22 protein-coding genes, 1 tRNA gene and 1 riboswitch are annotated in these 22,482 nt (G+C 63.8%); of the genes, 11 read left to right on the forward strand and 12 right to left on the reverse strand.

All coding sequences use genetic code 11. The features are described 5' to 3' along the window. The first annotated feature begins 7 nt into the window (after positions 1 to 7). A complete protein-coding gene (gene argF, locus LCM4577_RS14360; RefSeq protein WP_040986240.1) occupies positions 8 to 919 on the forward strand; it encodes an ornithine carbamoyltransferase in 912 nt (303 codons plus the stop codon). Positions 920 to 1,042: 123 nt separating this feature from the next. Next, on the forward strand, positions 1,043 to 2,074 hold the full coding sequence (locus tag LCM4577_RS14365) for an Hsp33 family molecular chaperone (protein WP_116390061.1): 1,032 nt from the start codon (positions 1,043 to 1,045) through the stop codon (positions 2,072 to 2,074). A 51-nt stretch (positions 2,075 to 2,125) separates the two neighbouring features. Here LCM4577_RS14365 and apaG read toward each other — a convergent pair whose 3' ends face one another. Further along, positions 2,126 to 2,518 carry a Co2+/Mg2+ efflux protein ApaG gene (apaG, locus tag LCM4577_RS14370; RefSeq protein ID WP_041001685.1) on the reverse strand — a complete coding sequence of 131 codons (393 nt, stop codon included), beginning with the start codon at positions 2,516 to 2,518 and terminating at the stop codon, positions 2,126 to 2,128. Between the two features lie 273 nt (positions 2,519 to 2,791). Between apaG and LCM4577_RS14375 the strand changes: the two genes are divergently transcribed. Beyond that, positions 2,792 to 3,934: a ceramide glucosyltransferase gene (locus LCM4577_RS14375; protein WP_071071854.1), complete on the forward strand. Its 1,143-nt coding sequence runs from the start codon at positions 2,792 to 2,794 to the stop codon at positions 3,932 to 3,934. 18 nt (positions 3,935 to 3,952) lie between these two features. Here LCM4577_RS14375 and LCM4577_RS14380 read toward each other — a convergent pair whose 3' ends face one another. After that, positions 3,953 to 5,143: an O-succinylhomoserine sulfhydrylase gene (locus tag LCM4577_RS14380; protein ID WP_040985861.1), complete on the reverse strand. Its 1,191-nt coding sequence runs from the start codon at positions 5,141 to 5,143 to the stop codon at positions 3,953 to 3,955. A 57-nt stretch (positions 5,144 to 5,200) separates the two neighbouring features. After that, positions 5,201 to 5,278, reverse strand: a riboswitch (SAM riboswitch). A 137-nt stretch (positions 5,279 to 5,415) separates the two neighbouring features. Between LCM4577_RS14380 and LCM4577_RS14385 the strand changes: the two genes are divergently transcribed. Beyond that, positions 5,416 to 6,510 carry a 2'-deoxycytidine 5'-triphosphate deaminase gene (locus LCM4577_RS14385; protein ID WP_071071856.1) on the forward strand — a complete coding sequence of 365 codons (1,095 nt, stop codon included), beginning with the start codon at positions 5,416 to 5,418 and terminating at the stop codon, positions 6,508 to 6,510. Positions 6,511 to 6,692: 182 nt separating this feature from the next. On the opposite strand, the gene araD1 is transcribed toward LCM4577_RS14385, so the two are convergent. The 4 genes from araD1 to chvE all read right to left on the reverse strand — a co-directional run bounded on the left by araD1 (position 6,693) and on the right by chvE (position 11,988). Then, a complete protein-coding gene (gene araD1, locus LCM4577_RS14390) occupies positions 6,693 to 7,688 on the reverse strand; it encodes an AraD1 family protein (protein WP_071071858.1) in 996 nt (331 codons plus the stop codon). A 203-nt stretch (positions 7,689 to 7,891) separates the two neighbouring features. Next, positions 7,892 to 9,184 (reverse strand): multiple monosaccharide ABC transporter permease, encoded by a 1,293-nt coding sequence (gene mmsB / locus LCM4577_RS14395; RefSeq protein WP_040985858.1) that lies wholly within the window; start codon positions 9,182 to 9,184, stop codon positions 7,892 to 7,894. Then, a complete protein-coding gene (gene mmsA / locus LCM4577_RS14400; RefSeq protein ID WP_071071859.1) occupies positions 9,181 to 10,716 on the reverse strand; it encodes a multiple monosaccharide ABC transporter ATP-binding protein in 1,536 nt (511 codons plus the stop codon). The genes mmsB and mmsA overlap by 4 nt, the downstream gene beginning before the upstream one ends. Positions 10,717 to 10,917: 201 nt before the next feature. Next, positions 10,918 to 11,988 carry a multiple monosaccharide ABC transporter substrate-binding protein gene (gene chvE, locus LCM4577_RS14405; RefSeq protein WP_040985857.1) on the reverse strand — a complete coding sequence of 357 codons (1,071 nt, stop codon included), beginning with the start codon at positions 11,986 to 11,988 and terminating at the stop codon, positions 10,918 to 10,920. Positions 11,989 to 12,281: 293 nt separating this feature from the next. On the opposite strand from chvE, the gene LCM4577_RS14410 reads away from it, so the two are divergent. Continuing rightward, positions 12,282 to 13,271: a LysR family transcriptional regulator gene (locus LCM4577_RS14410; protein WP_040985856.1), complete on the forward strand. Its 990-nt coding sequence runs from the start codon at positions 12,282 to 12,284 to the stop codon at positions 13,269 to 13,271. Positions 13,272 to 13,375: 104 nt separating this feature from the next. Then, a complete protein-coding gene (locus LCM4577_RS14415) occupies positions 13,376 to 13,726 on the forward strand; it encodes a hypothetical protein (protein ID WP_040986238.1) in 351 nt (116 codons plus the stop codon). 138 nt (positions 13,727 to 13,864) lie between these two features. Here the strand turns inward: LCM4577_RS14415 and LCM4577_RS14420 are convergent, their stop codons facing one another. Together LCM4577_RS14420 and LCM4577_RS14425 are read right to left on the reverse strand one after the other, a co-directional pair. Next, a complete protein-coding gene (locus LCM4577_RS14420) occupies positions 13,865 to 14,617 on the reverse strand; it encodes a methyltransferase domain-containing protein (protein ID WP_071071861.1) in 753 nt (250 codons plus the stop codon). Between the two features lie 81 nt (positions 14,618 to 14,698). After that, positions 14,699 to 15,529, reverse strand: coding sequence for a hypothetical protein (locus tag LCM4577_RS14425; RefSeq protein WP_071071863.1), 831 nt, complete (start codon positions 15,527 to 15,529; stop codon positions 14,699 to 14,701). A gap of 193 nt (positions 15,530 to 15,722) precedes the next feature. Here LCM4577_RS14425 and LCM4577_RS14430 point away from each other — a divergent pair, with 193 nt between their 5' ends. Genes LCM4577_RS14430 through LCM4577_RS14440 form a run of 3 tightly spaced genes read left to right on the forward strand, consistent with a single transcriptional unit; the run spans position 15,723 to position 18,107 of the window. After that, positions 15,723 to 16,688 carry a quinoprotein relay system zinc metallohydrolase 2 gene (locus tag LCM4577_RS14430; protein WP_244508324.1) on the forward strand — a complete coding sequence of 322 codons (966 nt, stop codon included), beginning with the start codon at positions 15,723 to 15,725 and terminating at the stop codon, positions 16,686 to 16,688. An 18-nt stretch (positions 16,689 to 16,706) separates the two neighbouring features. After that, entirely contained in the window at positions 16,707 to 17,522 is an 816-nt protein-coding gene (locus LCM4577_RS14435) for a quinoprotein dehydrogenase-associated SoxYZ-like carrier (RefSeq protein WP_071033328.1), read from the forward strand. 39 nt (positions 17,523 to 17,561) lie between these two features. Further along, positions 17,562 to 18,107: a rhodanese-like domain-containing protein gene (locus LCM4577_RS14440; RefSeq protein ID WP_244508325.1), complete on the forward strand. Its 546-nt coding sequence runs from the start codon at positions 17,562 to 17,564 to the stop codon at positions 18,105 to 18,107. A gap of 25 nt (positions 18,108 to 18,132) precedes the next feature. On the opposite strand, the gene LCM4577_RS14445 is transcribed toward LCM4577_RS14440, so the two are convergent. Then, positions 18,133 to 18,206: transfer RNA gene (locus tag LCM4577_RS14445), tRNA-Gly, on the reverse strand. A gap of 137 nt (positions 18,207 to 18,343) precedes the next feature. Here LCM4577_RS14445 and LCM4577_RS14450 point away from each other — a divergent pair. Then, positions 18,344 to 18,613 carry a DUF6460 domain-containing protein gene (locus tag LCM4577_RS14450; protein WP_198540262.1) on the forward strand — a complete coding sequence of 90 codons (270 nt, stop codon included), beginning with the start codon at positions 18,344 to 18,346 and terminating at the stop codon, positions 18,611 to 18,613. A gap of 12 nt (positions 18,614 to 18,625) precedes the next feature. Here LCM4577_RS14450 and LCM4577_RS14455 read toward each other — a convergent pair whose 3' ends face one another. Next, positions 18,626 to 19,528 carry a histone deacetylase gene (locus tag LCM4577_RS14455; RefSeq protein ID WP_071071869.1) on the reverse strand — a complete coding sequence of 301 codons (903 nt, stop codon included), beginning with the start codon at positions 19,526 to 19,528 and terminating at the stop codon, positions 18,626 to 18,628. 125 nt (positions 19,529 to 19,653) lie between these two features. On the opposite strand from LCM4577_RS14455, the gene LCM4577_RS14460 reads away from it, so the two are divergent. Continuing rightward, the gene (locus LCM4577_RS14460) at positions 19,654 to 20,988 is read left to right on the forward strand and encodes an MATE family efflux transporter (protein WP_071071871.1); all 1,335 of its coding nucleotides are present in this window, start codon (positions 19,654 to 19,656) and stop codon (positions 20,986 to 20,988) included. Here the strand turns inward: LCM4577_RS14460 and LCM4577_RS14465 are convergent. Further along, positions 20,981 to 22,060, reverse strand: coding sequence for a quinone-dependent dihydroorotate dehydrogenase (locus tag LCM4577_RS14465; RefSeq protein ID WP_071071873.1), 1,080 nt, complete (start codon positions 22,058 to 22,060; stop codon positions 20,981 to 20,983). The two genes, LCM4577_RS14460 and LCM4577_RS14465, sit on opposite strands and share 8 nt — an antisense overlap. After that, positions 22,057 to 22,404, reverse strand: a complete 348-nt coding sequence (locus LCM4577_RS14470; RefSeq protein ID WP_071071875.1) for a DUF952 domain-containing protein — start codon at positions 22,402 to 22,404, stop codon at positions 22,057 to 22,059. Before LCM4577_RS14470 ends, LCM4577_RS14465 begins: the two co-directional genes overlap by 4 nt. Positions 22,405 to 22,482 lie beyond the last annotated feature (78 nt).

A 22,482-nucleotide genomic window follows, 5' to 3' on the forward strand; every position in this document is an offset into this window, starting at 1 on the left:
CCTGCTGATGAGTGTTCGCCACTTCACCGATCTATCCGCCGTTTCCGCGGGCGATCTGCGCTCGATGCTGGACGACGCGGTGGCGCGAAAGACCAGGCTCAAGGCGGGTGAGCGCTCAAAACCGCTCGACGGCAAGGTGCTGGCCATGATCTTTGACAAGCCGTCGACGCGCACGCGCGTATCCTTCGATGTCGGCATGCGCCAGCTCGGCGGCGAGACGATCATGCTGACCGGCACCGAGATGCAGCTCGGCCGCTCGGAAACCATCGCCGACACGGCTAAAGTGCTGTCTCGTTACGTCGACGCCATCATGATCCGCACCACCTCGCATGACCGGCTGCTGGAGCTCACCGAGAACGCCACGGTTCCGGTCATCAACGGGCTGACCGACGACACGCATCCTTGCCAGCTCATGGCCGACATCATGACCTATGAGGAGCATCGCGGTCCGGTGGCCGGCAAGACTTTCGCCTGGACCGGTGACGGCAACAATGTGCTGCATTCGCTGCTCGAAGCCTCGGCGCGCTTCCGCTTCAACCTCAATGTCGCGGTGCCGGAGGGCAGCGAGCCTTTCGAGAAATATGTCGACTGGTCGAAAGCCAATGGCGGCAAGGTCCGGTTTGCCAAGTCCGCCGAGGAAGCCGTCGACCAGGCCGACTGCGTCGTCACCGACAGCTGGGTCTCGATGGGCCAGGAGCACCGCGCCCGCGGCCACAACGTCTTCTTGCCCTATCAGGTGAATGCCGCGCTGATGGCGAAGGCCAAAGCCGATGCGTTGTTCATGCACTGCCTGCCGGCGCATCGCGGCGAGGAGGTCACCGACGAGGTGATCGACGGGCCGCATTCGGTGGTCTTCGACGAGGCCGAGAACCGGCTGCACGCCCAGAAGGCGGTGCTGGCCTGGTGCCTGGGCGCTTGAGAAGGGCCGACCTGACCGCTTCCGGCCCGATCGGGGTCAACTTGATCTGGGGATATGTGATGCCTATTTGCGGGCCATCACGTAAATTGAACGCGCTTCGACGCATGCGGCTCATCGGGTTGCATGGCTGCGCCCCGGAGTTTTGTCATGTTGGAAACCCATACCTTGGCTGAGCATAGACCCCAACTCGGTGAATTCGGCTTCGCCGGCGACGATCACGTCGTGCCCTACGAGGTCGCGCCGCTCGATGTGCGCGGCCGCACCGTGCAGCTCGGGCCGATGCTCGACGCCATTTTGAGCCGTCACAATTATCCCGAGCCGGTCGCCCGCCTGCTGGCGGAAGCCTGCGTGCTCACCGTGCTGCTCGGCACCTCGCTGAAGTTCGAGGGCAAGTTCATCCTGCAGACCCGCACCGACGGTCCGGTCGACATGCTGGTGGCTGATTTCACCACGCCGCATGCGCTGCGCGCCTATGCGCGCTTCGATGCCGACCGGCTGGAGGCGCTGGTCGCCGCCGGCGAGGCCTCGCAGCAGACGCTGCTTGGCAACGGTGTCCTGGCTTTGACCATCGACCAGGGCGCGCATACGCAGCGCTACCAGGGCATCGTCCAGCTCGACGGCACCTCGCTGGAGGACGCCGCGCGCACCTATTTCCGCCAGTCGGAGCAGATCCCGACCGACATCAAGATGTCGGTCGCCAAGCTGGTGACGCCCGGCCCGGCCGGCGCGCGCGAGCAGTGGCGCGCCGGCGGCATCCTGGCGCAGTTCCTGCCGCAGGCGCCGGAGCGCATGCGCATTCCCGATATTTCGGGCGGCGACGGCGACGACCGCGAGGTGACGGACCATCCGGCCGACAATTCCTGGCAGGAATTGCTGGCGCTGCTCGGCACCATCGAGCCGACCGAGCTGATCGATCCGACGGTCGGCGCCGAGCGGCTGCTCTACCGGCTGTTCCACGAGCACGGCGTGCGGGTTTTCAGCAGTGTGCCGGTCGCCGACCAGTGCTCCTGCTCGCGCGAGAAGATCCACGGCATTCTCGAAGGCTTTTCGGCCGAGGAGATCAAGGACTCGACCGAAGACGGCGGCATTCATGTCGCCTGCGAGTTCTGCTCGACGCAATACGACTTTGATCCGGCCGAGTTCGCGGCGGAGTGAGAAAGCTCCGGTTCCTCTCCCCGCTTTGCGGGGGCGAGGAACTCAAGTTCTCTAATTCACCGTCCTCTTCGTCCCCGGCATGTCGAGCGAGAAGGCGGGAATGGCGATATCGAACGTCTCGCCGCGGCCGTTGCGCATCGTGTAGTGGCCGACCATGATGCCCGACGGCGTCGAGAGCGGGCAGCCTGACGTGTATTGATAGCTGTCGCCGGGATTGAGTTCCGGCTGATCGCCGACGACGCCGGCGCCGCGCACCTCCTCGACCCGGCCCTGGCCGTCGGTGATGTGCCAGTAGCGCGACAAAAGCTGCACGAATTCGTCGGAGCGGTTGTCGATCGTCACCTGATAGCCCCAGACATAGCGATTCTCGGACGGATCGGAGCGGTCCTCCAGATAGAAGGGCCTGACCAGCACTTCGATGTTGCGCGTCACTGCGCGATACATGGGCCACTCCGGTTGCCGCGGCGGAACATTGGTCGCGCTTCGCTGTTACGGACGCAGCGCCGACCATCCTGCCAGCCTTGTAGCGCACGTGCCGAAAAACAATGTCATTTAAGTGACACATGACAATGTTGGTGTGCACAAACCGTGCGGGGTGACTCGGGCGCTCTGCAACGGATGAATGGCTGGCTGCGGCCAAGAGCAATTCCAGGAAAGTGTGAGCGGTTTTCCGTCCGGAATTGCGTGAAAGCAAAGAGATAGAGTGACCAGATCTCGATGGAACTGACTATCGCAGCCGGCCTGGCTTCGTCAGCCCTTCTTCTGTCCAATCTCGCCAGCATTCTGCTCGCCTCCTCGCGGCTGAAACGGCGCCATGTCATTGCGGCGCCTGACGGCCCGCAGCCGGTCTCGATCATCGTGCCGTCGCGCGGCGTCGAGCCGTTCACGCAGGAGACCCTGGAGCGCGCCTTCTCGCTCGACTGGCCGGGCTATGAGCTGATCTTCTGCGTCGCGCATGCCGAGGACCCGGTGGTGAGGCTCATCGATGCGGCGATCGTGCGCCACCCCAAGGTTCCGGCGCGGCTCCTGATCGGCGACGACCGCGTCAGCGCCAATCCCAAGCTCAACAACTGCGTCAAGGGCTGGCGGGCGGCGCGGCACGATTGGGTGATCCTCGCCGATTCCAACGTCTTGATGCCGAAGGACTATGTGCAGCACCTGATGGCGGCCTGGCGGCCGGACACCGGCCTTGTCTGCTCGACGCCGATCGGCTCGCGGCCGGACGGTTTTTGGGCCGAAGTCGAGTGCGCCTTCCTCAACACGCTGCAGGCGCGCTGGCAATATGCCGGCGAGGCGCTCGGCCTCGGCTTCGCCCAAGGCAAGAGCATGTTGTGGAACAAGCCGATGCTGGACACCAATGGCGGCATCCAGGCTTTGGCCGCCGAGATCGCCGAGGACGCGGCCGCCACCAAGCTGGTCAACAGCCTGGGCTTGCGCGTCAATCTCGTCGCCTCGCCTTTCGAGCAGCCGCTCGGCCAGCGCAGCTTCGCCGAGATCTGGTCGCGGCAGACGCGCTGGGCGCGGCTACGCCGGGTGACGTTCCCGCTCTTCTTTGCGCCGGAGATCCTGACCGGCGCGGCGACGCCGCTGCTGCTGGCGCTGATTGCCGCCGCAGGGGCCGGCATCAGCCTGCCCACAACGGCCTTGTGCGTGCTGGCGATCGCTTATCTGCCGGAGTGCCTGCTGGCCTCTGCCAAGAGTTGGTACCTGTCGCCGCGCAGCGTCACCGCGATGATCGTGCGCGACGTCCTGCTGCCCGCCATCTGGGCGCGCGCCTGGTTCGGCGGCGCCGTCGAATGGCGCGGCAATGCCATGACCATCCGCACCAAGGCCATGACCGAGCTGGAAGAGCTCGCCTGAAATTTGGGTCGCGGCTTCCTATTTGGCCGCTTTCAGCGCCTCTTCGATGTCGGTCAGCAGATCGTCGGTGTCCTCCAGACCGACGGAGAGCCTGAGCGTGCCGGGCCCGATGCCGAGTTCGGCGCGGGCCTCGTCGCTCAGGTTCTTGTGCGTCGTGGTTGCGGGATGGGTGATCAGGCTCTTGGCGTCGCCGAGATTGTTGGAGATCAGCACGATGTCGAGCGCGTTCTGGAAGGCGAAGGCCGCCTGCTTGCCGCCCTTGACGTCGAGGCAGATCAGCGTCGAGCCGCCAGACATCTGCTTCTTCACGACATCCGCCTGCGGATGATCGGCGCGGCCCGGATAGATGAGGCGGGCGATCTCCGGGCGGCCGGCGAGGAAATCGGCGATCTTGCCGGCGCTCTCGGTCTGCTGGCGCACGCGCAGCGGCAGCGTCTCCAGGCCTTTCAGCAGGGTCCAGGCGTTGAAGGGCGACAGGCTCGGGCCGGTGTGGCGGAAATAGTCGTGCAGGTTCTCGTCGATCCACTTCTTGTCGGACAGGATGACGCCGCCGAGACAGCGGCCCTGGCCGTCTATGTGCTTGGTCGCCGAATAGACCACGATATGCGCGCCGAGCTGCAACGGCTTCTGCTGCAGCGGCGTGGCGAAGACATTGTCGACGATGACTCGCGCGCCGATCGAATTGGCGAGCTTGGCGACCGCGGCAATGTCGACCACCTCCAGCGTCGGGTTGGTCGGGCTTTCCAGGAAGAACAGCTTGGTGTTCGGCCTTACCGCCTTTTCCCAATTGGCTATGTCGGTGCCGTCGATCAGCGTCGCCTGGATGCCGTAGCGCGGCGCCAGCGTCTCGACCACCCAGCGACAGGAGCCGAACAGCGCGCGTGCGGCGACGATATGGTCGCCCGCCTTGACGCTGCAGAGCAGGGCGGCGGAAACGGCCGCCATGCCGGACGCGGTGGCGCGGGCATCCTCGGCGCCTTCCAGCGCGCACATGCGCTTTTCGAACATGTCGACGGTCGGGTTGGCGTAGCGCGAATAGATGAAGCCAGGCTCTTCGCCCTTGAAGCGGGCTTCGGCCGCTTGCGCCGTCTCGTAGACATAGCCCTGGGTGAGATACATCGCCTCGGCGGTCTCGCCATATTGCGATCGCAGCGTTCCGCCATGCACGAGTGCCGTCTGAGGTTTCCAATTGCGCTTCTTGGTGCTCATAGCCCTGCTTCCAGACACAAAAAAACCGGCCGCGAAAGTCGCAACCGGTCCATATAGCCTTGCGGCTCGACGGTCCTTTAGCGACTTGTTTAACGTGGCTGCAAGCCGACCGGCCAAATCACCACGGGATAACGACCCTTTAAATGAGCGCCGCGCTTGCGTCAATTGCCGGCTTCATTAAGAGGTTTGTACCAGGCAGGTTCCGCAAAAGTGTCCAGCGGTTTTGCGGCAAGAACCTGCCACAAAGAGACCGGCCTCAACGGAGCCAGCCTTTGCGGCAGACAGGCATTCTTCCGGATCAGGACATCGCGGCGCTCTTCGAGGCGAACGCGCTGACGTCGCCGCGCGCGCTGGACGCCAACCAGATCCAGCCGGCCAGCCTTGATCTGAGGCTCGGCGACAAGGCGTTTCGCGTGCGCGCCTCCTTCCTGCCCGGTCCCGATCATCTGGTCGCCGACAAGCTCGAGCGGCTGAAGCTCCACGAGATCGACCTCACCGGGGGCGCGGTGCTGGAGACCGGCTGCGTCTACATCGTGCCGCTGCTCGAAAGCCTGGCGCTGCCGGCGAATGTGTCCGCTTCCGCCAATCCCAAGAGCTCGACCGGGCGTCTCGACATCTTCACCCGGGTGATGACCGATCGCGGCCACGAGTTCGACAAAATCGCCGCCGGCTATCACGGGCCGCTGTATCTCGAAGTCAGCCCGCGCACCTTCCCGATCGTCGTGCGGGCCGGCTCGCGCCTGTCGCAGATACGCTTCCGCATCGGCAACGCGGTGCTCTCGGAGAACGAGCTGCGCGACCTCCACCGCGCCGAGATGCTGGTCGCTACCGAGCCGCCCAACATTTCCGGCGGCGGCATCGCGCTCTCCATCGACCTCGACGGCGACAAGGATGGCCTCGTCGGCTATCGCGGCAAGCACCACACCGGCCTTGTCGACGTCGACAAGCGCGCAGCGCAGGACGTCGTCGATTTCTGGGAGCCGATCTACAAGAGCGGCGCCGGCGAGCTGGTGCTCGATCCAGACGAATTCTACATCTTGGTTAGCCGCGAGGCGGTGCATGTGCCGCCGCTCTACGCCGCCGAGATGACGCCCTTCGATCCGCTGGTCGGCGAGTTCCGCGTCCACTATGCCGGCTTCTTCGATCCGGGCTTCGGCCATTCCGCCGCCGGCGGCAGCGGCAGCCGCGCCGTGCTCGAAGTGCGCAGCCACGAGGTGCCTTTCATCCTCGACCACGGCCAGATCGTCGGCCGTCTCGTCTACGAGCATATGCTGAAGCGCCCACAGGCGCTCTACGGCACCGATCTCGGCTCGAACTACCAGGCGCAGGGCCTGAAGCTCTCCAAGCATTTCAAAGCAGCGCGGTGAGGCCGCCAATCTCCCCCCTCGAGGGGGAGATGTCGCCGAAGGCGACAGAGGGGGTCGCCGCGCGTGAGGCGCCAACCTATTGCTCGCCTTCGCAAGGAGTTGGCACTTTACGTGAGACGACCCCTTCTGGCCTGCCGGCCATCTCCCCCTCGAGGGGGGAGATCACGCTCTCGTAGCTCGTCTCACAACGCCTTGACCGCCACCTTGACCGGCTTTTCGATCTCCAGCGGGTTGCGCAGCGGCAGGCCGAAATCCGGCGCTTCGATCTCGAACGTATCGCCGGCCTCGGTCCGGATGCCGTCGGCGAAGGAGAGGGTCGCGGTGCCGAACATGTGCACATGCACGTCGCCGGGCTGGCGGAAGGCCGAGTATTTGAAGTGGTGGTGCTCGAGATTGGCGATGGTGTGCGACATGTTCGCTTCGCCCGACAGGAACGGTTTTTCCCACAAAAGCTTGCCGTCGCGCCAGATGCGCGATGCGCCGCGGATATCGGCCGGCAGGTCGCCGATCAGGATCTCGGGGCCGAACGAGGCATTGCGCAGTTTCGAATGGGCAAGGAACAGATAGTTCACCCGCTCGGTGACGTGGTCGGAGAACTCGTTCGACAGCGTGAAGCCRACGCGGAACGGAGCGCCGTCGTCGCCGATGACATAGATGCCGGCGATCTCCGGCTCCTCGCCGCCGTCCTGCGCGAAGGCGGGCGACATCAGCGGCGCGCCGGGCGCCACCGCCATCGTGCCGTTGCCCTTGTAGAACCATTCCGGCTGCACGCCGACCTGGCCCTTGGCCGGCTTGCCGCCTTCGAGACCCATGCGGAACATCTTCATGGAATCGGTGAGCTCCTCCTCGCCGCCCTCGCTTAGCTTCTTGTGCATGGAATCGCGCGTCGCCGCGGACCCGAGATGCGTCAGCCCTGTGCCGGTGAGGTGCAGATGCGCCGGGTCCGGATGGTTGATCGGCGAGACCAGCCTGCTTCTCTTATAGGCGGCATCAAGATCGACCGTCTCGCCATAGCCCTTGCGCTCGATCAGCGCTTCGAGCCCTGTGCCGGTGCGCGCGGCCTCCATCGCCAGCGAATAGACGCTGCGCGCGCCGTTGATGATCCTGGTCTTGCCGCCGCCGTTGCGGGCGACGACGCGGATCGTCTCGGCGTCGTCGAGGATCTGGGAGATCAGCATGTTTCGAATCCTCTCTCATTTTGTCGGCCGCCTGCCGGCAAGCCTTACCCGGCGCGGCGTGGAGCGACCCCCGCCACGGTTGAAATTCTTCGTCCGGATTGCGCTCGCGAGCCTGGTCCTTGTCGGGACTTCTTGACGCCGACGGGTTGCCGGCAGCTTCGCGATCTGAAACCCGTATGCCTCCTTAAATTCGCTTCCGGCCCTTAAGCCTTGTTCTTGTTGTAGACGTCGAAGATGACCGCGCCGAGCAGCACCAGGCCCTTGACCACCTGCTGCCAGTCGACATTGACGCCCATGATCGACATGCCGTTGTTCATCACGCCCATGATGAAGCCGCCGACCACGGCGCCGATCACCTGGCCGACGCCGCCCATTGCCGAGGCGCCGCCGATGAAGACGGCAGCGATGACGTCGAGCTCGCTGCCGAGACCGGCGGCCGGCACGGCCTGGCCGAGGCGGGCCGCAATGATCAGGCCGCCCAGCGCCGAGAGCACGCCCATGTTGATGAAGACGAGCAGCGTCAGCCTCTCGGTGTTGATGCCCGAGAGCTGCGCGGCCTTGGCGTTGCCGCCCATGGCGTAGATGCGGCGGCCGATGGTCATGCGCTTGGTGACGAAGACGAACAGCGAGATCAGCACACCCATCACCAGCAATACGACCGGCAGGCCCCTGTAGCTGGCGAACTGGAAGACCAGGAACAGGGCCAGCGCGCTGCCGACCAGCGTCTTGATGACGAACAGCGGGAAGGGCTCCGCCTCATAGCCGTGACGCTCGCGCTTGCGCCGCGTCCGGAAGCCGAAATAGGCATAGGCAAGCACCGCGATCAGCCCGAGCACGATCGTCGTCATATGCAGCGTCAGTCCGCTGCCGACGATGGTTTTGCCGGCGGCATTGACCGTCGGCGGGATCAACGTCAGCGGGCCGATGACGTCCGGGATGAAGCCCGAACTCAGCGCCTTGAAGCTGTCCGGCAGCGGGCCGACCGAGGAGCCGCCGCCAAGCAACGCCTGGCAGATGCCGCGGAAGATCAGCATGCCGGCCAGCGTCACGATGAAGCTCGGTATCTTGTGATAGGCGATCCAGTATCCTTGCGCCGCGCCGATCAGCGCGCCGACGATCAGGCAGACGATCGACACCACCAGCGGATTCGAGAATATGCCGAGCGGCCAGATCACCATCATCATCGCCGCAAGCGCGCCGATGAAGCCTGCGACCGATCCCACGCTGAGGTCGATATAGCCGGCGACGATGACCAGCAGCATGCCGAGCGCCATCACGATGATGAACGAGTTCTGCTGCACCAGATTCGAGAGGTTGACCGGTTTGAACAGCGTGCCCGACGTCGTGTACTGGAAGAACAGCATGATGACGATGAGCGCGATGATCAGGCCGTATTCGCGCAGGTTCGTCGTCAGCGCCGAGACGGCGATGCGCGGACCCTGCTTGACGTCTTCGGCCGTGCCGCTTTGCGGTGCGGGAGCGCTTTCTGTGCTCATGATGCTTTTTTTCCTTCTCCCCGAACGATGGCGCGCATGATTTTTTCCTGGCTGGCGTCGCTTGCCGCCATTTCGCCGACGATGCGTCCTTCGTTCATCACATAGATGCGATCGGTGATGCCGAGCAGTTCAGGCATTTCCGACGAGATGACGATGATCGCTTTGCCCTCGGCGGCGAGGCGCGCGATGATCGTATAGATTTCGTACTTGGCGCCCACGTCAATGCCGCGGGTCGGCTCGTCGAGGATCAAAACTTCCGGATCGGCGAACAGCCATTTCGACAGCACGACCTTCTGCTGGTTGCCGCCCGACAGGTTGCCGGTCAGCTGATAGACGCTGGAGGCGCGGATGTTGGTCTTCTTGCGATAGTCGTTGGCGACGCTCATCTCGCGCATGTCGTCGATGACGCCGCGGCTGGAGACGCCGGAAAGGTTGGCCAATGTCACATTGTGCTTGATGTGGTCGATGAGGTTGAGGCCGTAGGTCTTGCGGTCCTCAGTGACATAGGCGATGCGGTTCTCCACCGCCTTGCTTACCGACGAGAGGTCGAGCGGCTTGCCGTGCAGCGACACCTCACCGGTGATATGCCGGCCATAGGAGCGGCCGAACAGGCTCATCGCGAATTCGGTGCGGCCGGCGCCCATCAGCCCGGCAATGCCCACCACCTCGCCCTTGCGGACATTGAGGTTGACGTTCTTGATCACCTGCCGCTCGGCGTGGATGGGGTGGTAGACCGACCAGTCCTTCACCTCGAAGATGACCTCGCCGATCTGCGGCTCGCGCGGAGGGTAGCGATCGTCGAGGGAACGGCCGACCATCGAGGTGATGATGCGGTCTTCCGAGATGTCCTTCCTCGGCAAGGTCTCGATGGTGCGCCCGTCGCGGATCACCGTCACCTTGTCGGCGACACGGTTCACCTCGTTGAGCTTGTGCGAGATCAGGATCGAGGTCATGCCCTGGCGCTTGAACTCGAGCAGCAGGTCGAGCAGCGCCTGGCTRTCCTTTTCGCTGAGCGATGCCGTCGGCTCGTCAAGGATCAGGAGCTTCACTTCCTTGCTGAGCGCCTTGGCGATCTCGACCAGCTGCTGCTTGCCGACGCCGATATTTGTGATCAGCGTCTTGGGGTCCTCGTTGAGCCCGACTTTCTTGAGTAGGGCGGCCGTGCGCGCCTCGTTGGCGTCCCAGTCGATGACGCCGTAGCTGGCATGCTCATTGCCGAGGAAGATGTTTTCCGTGATCGACAGCATCGGCACCAGGGCAAGCTCCTGGTGGATGATGACGATGCCGATATGCTCGCTGTCGTGGATGCCTTTGAAGTTGCATTCCTGGCCGCGGAAGATGATCTGGCCCTCATACGTGCCGGACGGATAGACGCCCGACAGCACCTTCATCAGGGTCGACTTGCCGGCGCCGTTTTCGCCGACGATGGCGTGGATCTCACCTTCCTCGACGCTGAGATTGACGTTGGACAACGCCTTCACGCCGGGGAACGTCTTGGTGATGTCGCGCATCTCCAAAATCGTCGAGGCCATCAGGATCTGCTCCCTGGCGCACGGCTCCCAAATCGGCATCGATTGTGGAAAAGGCCCATGCGCAAAATCAACATACTGCAGGCGGCTTCGCGTTCCGGATCGGCGCGTGATGCTGCAGAAATCGGCAAAAACAATACCGGGGTCGGTTCTGAACGAAAAGGGGTCCTGCGGCCGCGCAGGACCCCTTCCTGTAAGACTGAATTACTTCAGCTCTTCGGCCTTGATGTAGCCGGAGTCGACGACCAGCTTCTGATAGTTCGACTTGTCGACCTCAACCGGCGTCAGGAGGATCGAGGGAACGACCTTGACGTCGTTGTTGTAGGTCTTGGTGTCGAGGCCCTCAGGCTTGCCGCCGGAGAGCACCTTGTCGACCAGTTCCACGGTCGACTTGGCCAGCTCGCGGGTGTCCTTGAACACCGTCGAATACTGCTCGCCCGAGATGATCAGCTTGACCGAGGCGGTCTCGGCGTCCTGGCCGGTCACGATCGGCCAGGGCTGGGCATCCGTGCCGTAGCCGACGGCGCGCAGCGAGGCGGTGATGCCGCGCGATAGGCCGTCATAAGGCGACAGAACACCGTCGACGCGGCTGCCGTCCGAGTAGTTGGCCGAAAGCAGATTGTCCATGCGCGCCTGCGCGGTGGCGGCGAGCCAGCGCAGCGTGCCGACCTTGTCCATGCCCATCTGGCCGGACTTGATCTTGATCGAGCCGTCATCGATCAGCGGCTGCAGGACCGACATGGCGCCGTTGTAGAAGAAGAAGGCGTTGTTGTCGTCCGGCGAGCCGCCGAACAGCTCGACGTTCCACGGCTTGGTGTTCGGGAAGCGCTCCTTGAGGCCCTTGACCAGCGAATTCGCCTGGATCACGCCGACGCCGAAATTGTCGAAGGTGGTGTAGTAGTCGACATTCGGGGTCTTTTTGATCAGGCGGTCATAGGCGACGACGACGACGCCCGCGTCGTTGGCCTTCTGCAGCGCGTCGGCCATGGTGGTGCCGTCGATCGAGGCGATGATCAGCGCCTTCGGGCCCTTGGTGATTTCGTTTTCCAACTGGCTGAGCTGGTTCGGGATGTCGTCCTGCGCGTATTGCAGATCGACGGTGTAGCCGAGCTTCTCGAGCTGGGACTTGACGGCGTCGCCGTCGTTGATCCAGCGCTGCGAGGTCTTGGTCGGCATCAGCACGCCGATGAGACCCTTGTCGGCGGCGTGCGCCGAATAGCTCATGGCGGCAATGCCAAGGGCCGCCACGGCGGCCAGCGTCTTGATGATCTTCACGATTACTCTCCCTGGTTGATGGACGCGACACCTCGGGGCTTCGCGGGCCGCGCAGTCGAGCAGGTGCGCTGGCGCGCCACTGTCGGCTTTATCGATCTCCGGTATCCTCCCAATCGGCTCCGCGACGCAGTTTCAATCGATACGAATTTGCTCGTGGCCGACCCCTGCGCCTCGGAACGCACGAAGGGTGGGTCCCTTTGACATAACTGTCAAATGCGATCTTTGCTGGTTGCTATATCAAAACTGGTATAGCTTAGACGGCAGATGGAAACCCGGCTGAGAGGCTTCACTCCATGGCGGCATTGCGCGATCCTAGTGCGATTTCAGTGAGTTACGAGAAACTGCCGGGAGACGGCGAGACGCTGCAGCGCAGCGGCCTCAGCCTCCGCCACATGCGCATGATCACCGTGCTGGACGATCACGGACGGGTGAGCGCCGCCGCCCAGGTCATGAACATCTCCCAGCCGGCCGCCTCGCGCATGATCGCCGAGATGGAGGCGGTGCTCGACGTTAAGTTGTGCGAGCGGCTGCCGCGCGGCGTGACGCTGACCCCTTACGGCCACGCGCTCGCCCGCCGCGCCCGCTCGATTCTGCTCGAGATGCGGGAGGCCGATCGCGAGATTTCCGAGCTCAAGGCCGGCAAGGGCGGCTCGGTGTTCCTCGGCGCGGTGACGGCGCCGGCAATCGAACTGGCCGTGCCGGCGATCCGCGAGATCCGCCGCATCTACCCGCGCATCGAGATCACCATGCAGGTCGAGACCTCGAACGTGCTCGCCCGCGAATTGATCGCTTCGCGCCACGACTTCATCATCGCCCGCATCCCCGACGACCTCAATCCGCGGCTCTTCGAATCGCGCGTCATCGGCGTCGAGAAGGCCTGTCTCATCGTGCGCCGCGGCCACCCGCTGGCGAGCGGCAGGACGGTGCGGCTGGAGGAGACGGCGGGCTATGACTGGGTGTTCCAGTCCGGCGGCTCGCCGCTGCGCCAGGCGATGGAAAGCAACTTCTTGAACCGCGACATTCCGCTGCCCGACCGGATCCTCAACACCTCCTCGCTGCTGCTTACCCTGGTGATGGTGGCGCAGTCCGATGCGATCGCGCCGGTCTCGATCCAGGTCGCCAAGTTCATCCAGGGCCCCGACGGGCTGGCCGGCGCCATCGACGTCGTCCAGACCGAGTTCGATATCGAGGTCCGGCCCTACAGCCTGATCACGGTCAAGAATCGCGTTCTCTCTCCCGCCGCGAAAATGTTGCACGACTTCATCTTGCGCGAAGTGGGGTAATGGAACGAGAATGCTACTTGTACGTTCAAACCGATCGGTCGCTCGCTGGAGCCCGTTGCGGGTGAGGGAAGAGCCGCCGATGCTCAACAGCTCGGGAGGTTTTGATGGAACGTCGATTGTTTCTGACTGGAATGCTTGGCGTTGCGGGGGCGGCGGCACTGGCAAGCCTGGCCGGACCCAGCAGGGCTGTTGCCGGTATTCCGGCCGGCAACGGAATTCTGGACGAGCTCGACAAGCCGGATATGGCTGCGTTCGAGGGGGACGACGATCAGGCCGAGGTGGAACTGATCTCCCACCATCGTCACCATCACGGAGGCTACGGACATTGGCGCTGGCGCCACCGCCGGCGTCGCCGTCGGCGTGGCTGGAGGCATGTCTGCCGCCGCGTCTGGCGTCATGGCCGCTGGCGCCGTCGTTGCTGGCGCGAGCGCTACTGGATCAATATCTGGCTGTAGCGGCGTCAATCCCATGCTGCTCCGAACGGGTCTTGCGCCGCGGCGCAAGACCCCCGCGCTAAGAGTTAGCAGGCCTCAGACACTGCCGGCTCCACTTGGCGCTAGGTCTCGGCCTTGCCAGATCAGCAGGGGTACAAATCAGACGCGCCTGTAAATCTTGCTCGGTCGTCTGATGGCCTTGCTGATCATTCGACTGAGCGTCATGGGGTATTTCCGCTGCATGAAGTGCTCATAGGCCTCGACCCATTTGCCGTGCCGCTCGGGCGCAATCTGCGACGGTGGCCTCTCGTCGACGAAAAGTGACACGATTTTCTGGAGGCGGGAATGAAACGCGTCCAGATCCACCCCTGAAAGCTTTGGTTTGCGAGCCACCACGRCACTGTCCCGCCAAAAGTTTTCAGGGTTTGCGGCTGCGATCTTGTCGGTCTCAAAGTAGCTTTCCACCAGTTCCATGCCGGTCAGGGAGCAAAGAGCGCCCCACGAATCCGGATAGAACCGCCAGCAGTCATACGGATAGCGGTGCACATGGCCTGCCCCCGGCGCGATGATGAGCGCCAGACCGCCCGGCTTAGTTACGCGCGCGATTTCTGCGAATGTGACCCAAAAGAACGGATTGTGCTCAAAGGTGGATGCGGACAGACAAAGATCGAAAGAGCAATCCGCGATTTCGGGCCAGACGAAGGTGTTCATCGGAACGATGTCCACGTTGTTGCCCGGCTCGATATCGAGGCCGGTGTAAGCAAATCTGGGGTGAGGAAATAACGGCTGATAAGTATTTTGGGCATCGTAGGATTTTGAGCCGATTTCCAGAACGCGCACGCCAGTTTGGGCGAACTCGTCTCCATAGGTTTGCAAAAATATTTTGGCTTTTACGAATGATGTCTCGTGCATCGAAAATCTGCCCCCGTTGATTGGTCGATAACGTGAACTGATCGATCAGTACAGTTACCCTGACCGCCTGGAGCAGCCGAATTATGCGGGCAGTGCCATCAAGGTATGCAGGATGCTGCGCCGCTTGAGCTCAAGCAACTGCTGGCGGCGCGCCGGCGCCATGTCGATGTCGGTCGTGAAGCGGCTTTCATGAAGCCAACCGTCAATTCGCTCGAAAAGCGCCTCGTCCATCGCCACGTCGGCGGCGACCGCGGTCCGTTCATAGTCGGCCGCGCACAGATCCTCGTTGCCGAGTGCTCGGTACAGACAATGCCAATTCAAACCTCCAGTATCGAACCCGTCGAGCCAATCCCTGCCGAAGTTGAGCCGATCTGTCGGCAATCGGCCCAAGTTGAAAAAGGCGAAGCCCGGCCACAAGTACCAGCGCTCATCCGGCGCTTTTCGAACCAACCCCGCGACGGCGGCTCGATCCAGCATTCGGAAAGGGTTTGTCGTTGCCGTGGGGAAAATATCGTGATCCAGAAAACCGGCCATGGAAGGCCGGTTCGCGAGAACGACGTTCCTCCAGGCCCAATTCAAGGCATAGCCGTGCGATTTACCCCCATCCTGCTCTCGCCTTGTCCAGGGATTGGCCGGCACCGCTGCGAAAGCAACACCGGCCGCCGAGCAGATGTCGCGAATGGCGTCCCTTGCCGCCAGGTCGGTGGAGTTGTCCGCAACAACCTGGATGGCCCCCGACACATTTCTTGCGATCATCTTGATCTGCCATTCGATCACCTGGGGATCGTTGAAGCTGATCGTAATCAGGACGTTCTGGGTACGGAGATGAGGAAAGCGCATCGGGCTGGCATGCTTTGCCAGCGCGATCTGTTCCCGGACCTGATAGCGAGCATGATTCTTGCGGTCGACCAAGGGTCGTAGTCTGAACCATTCGCGGATAGTATATTTCGACAGATTGCGTGGCATACTTCGCTTTTATACTTCCGCGCAACAACCGCAAGCTGCTCCAAGCGGTTCGAAATTTCGCTGCAAGCGTCCGTTGGCATTTTGGCCAATATGCCGGCTGCGAGCCGGCATGCTATACGCACATATGCATATTTCGTCCTTGGCGCACGATGTGCCGGACCAGCCCCGTATCGGGGCCGCATCGGCTCTTCCGATCTCACGGCGCGCGGCGCTGATTGGCGGATTCTGCCTGTGCTGTTTGCCGAGCAGCATCGCCGCCGCGACCATGACGGAGGTGTGCCCCGGCATTTTCATTCGCGCAGCCCCGCACGAGGAAGCCGCCGCCGCCAACCATGGAGGCATCGCCAATATCGGCTTCATCGTCGGGCGCGATAGCGTGCTGGTCACCGATTCTGGCGGCAGCCTCACGGATGGCGAGTGGCTGAGAGCCGAGATCAGGAAGCGGACGGATAGGCCAATCCGTCATGTGCTGATCACCCACGTTCACCCCGATCATTCCTTCGGCGCAGCCGCCTTCGCGGAGGACCGGCCGGCCTTTGTCGGACACCACGCGCTGCGGTCGGCGTTGGAGGCGCGCGGCGAGTTCTACCGGAAGCGGCTTACGGAGATCCTCGGCGCCGAGGGCGCAGGCAATGTCGTCTATCCCACCCAGGAGGTGAAGGATGGCGCGGAAATCGACCTGGGAGGCCGTATCGTCCGGCTGAGCGCGCACGCGACGGCCCACACGGATTGCGATCTGTCGATGCTGGATGTCGAGACCGGGGTGCTCTTCCCGGCCGACCTGCTCTTCGTAAACCGGGTTCCTTCGCTTGACGGCAGCTTGCCGGGCTGGCTCTCCGAACTCGACAAGCTCAAGGCGCTCGGCGCGTCTCGGGCCGTGCCCGGCCACGGCCCGCCGATCGTGGATGTGGCTCCCGCCATGTCCGACTTGGAGCGTTACTTGCACGCCTTGAGCGACGGCACGCGCAAGGCGATAGCCTCGGGCGTTTCGATCGAGGATGCCGCCCGCTCGGTCGCTCAATCGGAGCGGAACCGCTGGGTGCTCTTCGACGATTACAATGAGCGCAATGTCATCCAGGCTTACAAGGAGCTTGAGTGGGAGTAGGCCGACGAGGAGGAGACCATGAAGATTCTGCCGCTTGCCATATGCCTTGCCGTCCTTGCCGCGGTGCCGCTCACAGGAGCGTCGGCCTCGGAGCCGGCCAACATGGAGCCTGAGCGGCAGGAACGCTGGAACCAGATCGCTCAGTATCTGTTTGGCGACCGCAAGGTCGAGCCCACCGAAACGCTGATCAAGCTCGACGCGCCCAAGCGCGCGCAGGATGCCGCGCTCGTGCCGATCACGCTGACGATGCCCGAAAAGAATGAGATCAAGTCGGTCTATCTGGTCATCGACGACAACCCGGCGCCTTTCGCGGCCAAATTCACCTTCGGTCCTGCGGCCGACGCCGGATCGGTGCAGTTGCGCGTGCGGGTCGATACCTACACGAATGTTCATGCCGTGGCGGAGACCAAGGACGGCAAGCTGTTCGAGACGGCCGCCTTCGTGAAGGCCTCCGGCGGCTGCTCGGCGCCGGTTGCGGCGAGCGACGAGAAGGCCATGGCCGGCATGGGCGAGATGCGGATGAAGTTCGGTGAGGACGCCACGGCTGGCAAGCCGGTAGAGGCGACGCTGATGATCCGTCATCCCAATTTCAACGGAATGCAGAAGAACCCGATAACGCAATACTTCACGCCGCCGCGCTACATCAACAAGATGTCCGTGTCCTCGGGCAATGCCAAGGTGTTCGACCTCGAAGCCGATATCTCGCTCTCCACCAATCCGGTCATCACTTTCTCCTTCGTCCCGAACGGGAAAGAGCCGCTGAAGGTCGTTGCTTCCGACACCAAGGATGGCCATTGGGAGCAGGGCTTCGACATTCCGGCTGCGATGAACTGATCGGGCCCGGCTATGCGTTCCATTGTTGAAATTGCCAGGATGGCGGCCGTCGTTGCCGTGGTCGCGCTCTTCTCGAACATGGCCGTTGCCGACCCTGTGCCCGAGCCTAGCGGCTTGTGGAGTGGGCCGATGCACGGCGAGACGCCGGAAACGCTCTCAGGCGCAAGGGTGCTCGACCTCGCCGGCCTCGAGGTGCTCATGGCCAGTAAGCCGCTCCTGCTCGATGTGGGGCCGGCCGACAGGAAGCCGGACGATTTCCCCAAGGACGGGCTGTGGCTTCCAACCCATCGTTCAATGCCCGGGGCGGTGTGGATGCCGGGCGCCGGAGCGGCCTCTCTGGAGGATGCGCAAGAGAAGATGTTCTATCGCCGCATCGAGGCACTGACGCAGAAGGACAAGCGCAGGCCGATCGTGACCTTCTGCCGCCCGCAATGCTGGGGCAGTTGGAACGTCGGCAAGCGGCTGGTGATGAAAGGCTATACCAATGTCGGCTGGTTCCCCGCCGGTATAGACGGCTGGCAGGAAAAGCACGAGACCGCCGTGGTCAAGCCGGAGGCAGGCTGGAGCACGGAAGCGCCCAAATAAGAGGCGCAAATCCTGTCTGGCAAGCTGGAGCGGGTAGCGGGAATCGAACCCGCGCGTTCAGCTTGGGAAGCTGACAGGCTACCATTACATCATACCCGCGCAGCAGCCTCGTTACCATGATGGCGCCGCCTCAGGCAATCGGCAAAGCGGAGCAGGCGGCTCCATTGCTTGATGCCTTTCGGCGGAATGCGTATCTCTGATATCGCGCCGCCGAATCGGGCGGCTCGAACCGGAGAATGGCCTTGTCCGCACTGACGCGCTTTCTTGGCGACACGCCGCTCAGGGTGTTCCTGAAGCTGCTCGTGGTCTCCTTCCTCGTCGGCCTCGTCATGCATGCCTTCGGCTGGTCGCCGATGGAYGTCCTCTATGGCATCCGCCAGTTCTTCGTCGATTTGTGGAATCTYGGCTTCCACGCCATCGACCGCTTCCTGGGCTATATCCTGCTCGGCGCGGCGATCGTCGTGCCGGTGTTCATCCTGCTTCGGATCGCCAGCTACAGGAAGTAGCTGGGACCAGGATCACGCATATAGCGACGCCACCTCGAACAATATGGCGTGGCGCGCGGCCAGCGCCGGCACGTCGGTGGAATAGCCGCCGCCGATGACGCCGCACAGCGGCACGCCCTGCTTGCGGAAATGGCCGATGACCATGTCTTCGCGGGCGCTGAGGCCATCATCGCTCAGCGCCAGCCGGCCGAGCCTGTCTTCGGCATGCACATCCACGCCGGCATTGTAGAAGACGATATCCCAATGCCTTTGCCCGGATAGTTCCGGCAGGACGCCGGCGAGCCGCTCGAGATAGGCGTCGTCGCCGGTACCGTCCGGCAAGGCGATGTCGAGGTCCGAAGCGATCTTGCGCACCGGGTAGTTGCGCTCGCCATGCATGGAAAAGGTGAACGCGCGCGGTTCGTCCTTGAGAATGTCCGCCGTGCCGTCGCCCTGATGCACGTCCAGGTCGACGACCAACACGTTTTCGATTGCGCCTTCGGCAAGCAGCGCCAGCGAGGCGACGGCGACATCGTTGAAGGTGCAGAAGCCGGCGCCTTGCGCGCGCCTGGCATGATGGCTGCCGCCGGCGGCGTTGCAGGCGATGCCGTGTTCAAGCGCCAGCCTGGCGGCAAGCACTGTGCCGGCGGTGGCGAGCTGCGCCCTGAGCGACACGCGCGGGCCGATCGGAAAGCCGATCTCGCGCTCTATCTTCTCCGGCACCTGGCAGGCGATTACCTGATCGACATAGTCGGCCGCATGCGCAAGCTTCAGCCGTGCAGCCGGCGCCGGTTCCGGCATCGAGAGCGCTTCCGGCACGGCCAGCCCGCGCATGCGCAAAGCCTCCATCAACAGCGGATATTTGCTCATCGGAAAGCGATGGTTGACGGCGAAGCCGGCGTCATAGTCGGGGTGATGGACGATCTGCAGCGGCATKGATCGGGAGGCCTGAGCCAAGTCTGAAATTCGGTTGGCAGTCTGGCGGATGTGGTTGCGCGAGGCCGGCAAACTGGGGCACATCGGGTCCTCGATCAAGCCGCAATCGAACAGGCAGCAATCCCTTGGAWGCGACTGAAGCCAACCCCAGGTCCTTCGCCGTCACCAATCGCTCGGTGCTGGCGATCGCCGTGCCGATGACGCTCGCCTATCTGACGACGCCGCTGCTCGGCATCGTCGACACCGCGGTCGTCGGCCAGTTCGGCGACGCGGCGCTGCTTGGCGGCCTGGCGGCGGGATCGCTGGTCTTCGACGTCGTCTTCACCACCTTCAACTTCCTGCGTTCGGGCACCACCGGTCTTGTCGCCCAGGCCCTCGGACGCGGCGATGCGCTGGAAGAACAGGCGGTGCTCTGGCGCGCCGTGCTGATCGCGGTCGTCGCGGGCGTCATCCTTGCCGCCCTTTCGCCGTTCTTTGCCGTTGCCGGCCAATGGTTCATGGGCGCCGAGCCGCGCGTCAGCGCGGCGATGTCGGTCTATATCCGCATCAGGCTGCTGGCAGCGCCCTTCTCGCTGATCAACTACGCCATACTGGGCTATGTGCTGGGGCGCGGCGAAGGCGGGCTCGGCCTGATGCTGCAGGCCGTGCTCAACGGCATCAACATTGTGCTCTGTTTCCTGCTCGGCCTCGAGCTCGGCTGGGGCGTCGCCGGCGTCGCCTGGGCGACCGTCACCGGCGAGTTCCTGGCCATGCTGCTTGGCTTGGCAATCGTGCTCAACCGTTTCCGCAAGCTGGAGCGGCCCTCGCGCCGGCGCATCCTGGATCTGCCGGCCTACCGGCGCATGCTGTCGCTCAACCGCGACATCATGATCCGCTCCTTCTCGCTGCTTGCCGCTTTCGCGCTGTTCACCAGGCAGGGTGCGCAGTTCGGCACGGTGACGCTTGCCGCCAACGCCGTGCTGATGAATTTCTTCCTGATCGCCGGCTATTTCCTCGACGGCTTCGCCACCGCCGCCGAGCAGCTGGCCGGCCGCGCCATCGGCGCGCATGCGCCTGCCCCGTTCCGGCAGGCGGTGCGGCTGACGCTGATCTGGGGTTTTGGCCTTGCCGGTATCGCCACGCTCATCCTGCTGACCGCCGGCGCCGGTCTGGTGGCGCTGGTGACGACGTCGCCGGAGGTCCGCGCGGTCGCCGACATTTATCTGCCCTGGGCCGCCTTCACGGCGCTGAGCGGCGTGCTCGCCTTCCAGATGGACGGCGTCTTCATCGGCGCCACCTGGTCGCGCGACATGCGCAACATGATGCTGTTGTCCTTCCTCGCCTTCAGCGCCGCGCTGCTCACCCTGGCGCCGGCCTTCGGCAACAACGGCCTGTGGGCGTCGCTGCATGTCTTCCTGCTGGTGCGGGGGGTGAGTTTGCTTGCGGTGCTGAGGCTCAGGGTACGCACGGCGTTCAGCTGATCGGCTTTGCAGCCCAGCGCTCACAAGCGGAATCGCGCAGATCGCGGATCGACCCAACCCGCTCCGTCTCCACGAAGCGCGCCATGCCGGCGACGATGCGCCCGGGCAGCGCCGGTCCGGCATAGATCATGCCGGTGTAAAGCTGGACGAGGTCGGCGCCGGCGCGGATCTTTTCCAATGCGGCCTCGGTGGAGTCGACGCCGCCGACGCCGATGATCGCTATCCGCGGGCCGAGCAGCTTCCGCATGCGGGCGAGCACCGCGGTGGAACGCTCGAACAGCGGCTTGCCCGAAAGGCCGCCGGTTTCATTGGCCAGCCCTGAACTCCGTAACCCGGTCCGCGCCAGCGTCGTGTTGGAGACGATGACGCCATCGATCTTCTTCTCGGCGACCTCCGCGGCGATGTCTTCCAGCTCCGCTTCGACGAGGTCCGGCGCGATCTTGAGGAAGACAGGCGGCTGGGCAGAGGCTGCGGCACGCGCGGCCATCACCCGTGACAGCAATTCGCCAAGCTGCTCGCGCGCCTGCATGTTGCGCAGGCCCGGCGTGTTGGGCGAGGAGATGTTGACGGTGAGATAGCTGGCATGCGCCGCGAAGCGGGCGACGCCGCGCTCATAGTCGCCGATGCGGTCGGCGCTGTCCTTGTTGGCGCCGATGTTGACGCCGACGATGCCCGGCCGCCCCTTGCGCGCGGCAAGCCGCTTTTCGGCGGCCGCGTGGCCCTCATTGTTGAAGCCCAGCCGGTTGATCACCGCTTCGTCCGCCGTCAGCCGGAAGATGCGCGGCTTCGGATTGCCGGGCTGCGGCAGCGGCGTGATGGTGCCCACCTCGGCAAAGCCGAAGCCAAGCCCAAGCAGGGCGTCCGGCACTTCGGCGTTCTTGTCGTAGCCGGCGGCCATGCCGAGCGGGTTCGGGAAGTCGAGGCCGCAGAGATTGATCTCGAGCCGCGCGTCGCGCGGCGCCGTCGCACCGACTGGAAGCCCGCACCGCAACGCCGCGATCGACAGGCCATGCGCGGTTTCCGGATCGAAGGAGAAAAGCAGCTTCTGGCCGATCCGGTCGAGCACGCTCATTCGCCCTCCAGCGCCGGGAATTCGTGGCCATTGGCGCCGAGCGGCAGCGGCTTCATCCAGAGGACGGCATCGAGGCCGAGCTCGGCGTAGAGATGCGGGAACAGGGCGCCGCCTCGCGACACCTCGTATTTCAGCGCACCGCCCAGCTTGGCCGCGTCGATCGCGATCAGCAGCAGGCCCGTCTGCCCGGCGAAATGCCTGGCTGCCGTCTCGCGAACTTGGCCGGCCGTGGAGAAATGGATGAAGCCGTCGGCGATGTCGATCGGCGCGCCGGTGAAGCGCCCGTTCTTCTCGGCTTCGCGCCACAGCGCCTCGGGCGCGATCTTGTAGATAATCTGAGACATTGTCGCGCTATAATCCGAACCGAAGGTGCGGGGAAGGCTTGAGGCTCGACTCTTCCCCATTTCCGGCGCAAACCTGTG

It is taken from the genome of Mesorhizobium sp. LCM 4577, from assembly GCF_001854795.2.
GTDB classification, from domain to species: Bacteria; Pseudomonadota; Alphaproteobacteria; order Rhizobiales; family Rhizobiaceae; genus Mesorhizobium; species Mesorhizobium plurifarium.

What these genes read in the sequence shown, in the direction of transcription:
- LCM4577_RS14435 (WP_071033328.1), top strand. Translation starts at nt 16,707, where the DNA reads ATGAAGATTCTGCCGCTTGCCATATGCCTTGCCGTCCTTGCCGCGGTG.
- LCM4577_RS14470 (WP_071071875.1), bottom strand. Translation starts at nt 22,404, where the DNA reads ATGTCTCAGATTATCTACAAGATCGCGCCCGAGGCGCTGTGGCGCGAA.
- argF (WP_040986240.1), top strand. Translation starts at nt 8, where the DNA reads ATGAGTGTTCGCCACTTCACCGATCTATCCGCCGTTTCCGCGGGCGAT.
- apaG (WP_041001685.1), bottom strand. Translation starts at nt 2,518, where the DNA reads ATGTATCGCGCAGTGACGCGCAACATCGAAGTGCTGGTCAGGCCCTTC.
- LCM4577_RS14365 (WP_116390061.1), top strand. Translation starts at nt 1,043, where the DNA reads ATGGCTGCGCCCCGGAGTTTTGTCATGTTGGAAACCCATACCTTGGCT.
- LCM4577_RS14375 (WP_071071854.1), top strand. Translation starts at nt 2,792, where the DNA reads ATGGAACTGACTATCGCAGCCGGCCTGGCTTCGTCAGCCCTTCTTCTG.
- LCM4577_RS14415 (WP_040986238.1), top strand. Translation starts at nt 13,376, where the DNA reads ATGGAACGTCGATTGTTTCTGACTGGAATGCTTGGCGTTGCGGGGGCG.
- LCM4577_RS14455 (WP_071071869.1), bottom strand. Translation starts at nt 19,528, where the DNA reads ATGCCGCTGCAGATCGTCCATCACCCCGACTATGACGCCGGCTTCGCC.
- LCM4577_RS14465 (WP_071071873.1), bottom strand. Translation starts at nt 22,060, where the DNA reads ATGAGCGTGCTCGACCGGATCGGCCAGAAGCTGCTTTTCTCCTTCGAT.
- LCM4577_RS14380 (WP_040985861.1), bottom strand. Translation starts at nt 5,143, where the DNA reads ATGAGCACCAAGAAGCGCAATTGGAAACCTCAGACGGCACTCGTGCAT.
- mmsB (WP_040985858.1), bottom strand. Translation starts at nt 9,184, where the DNA reads ATGAGCACAGAAAGCGCTCCCGCACCGCAAAGCGGCACGGCCGAAGAC.
- LCM4577_RS14410 (WP_040985856.1), top strand. Translation starts at nt 12,282, where the DNA reads ATGGCGGCATTGCGCGATCCTAGTGCGATTTCAGTGAGTTACGAGAAA.
- LCM4577_RS14440 (WP_244508325.1), top strand. Translation starts at nt 17,562, where the DNA reads ATGGCGGCCGTCGTTGCCGTGGTCGCGCTCTTCTCGAACATGGCCGTT.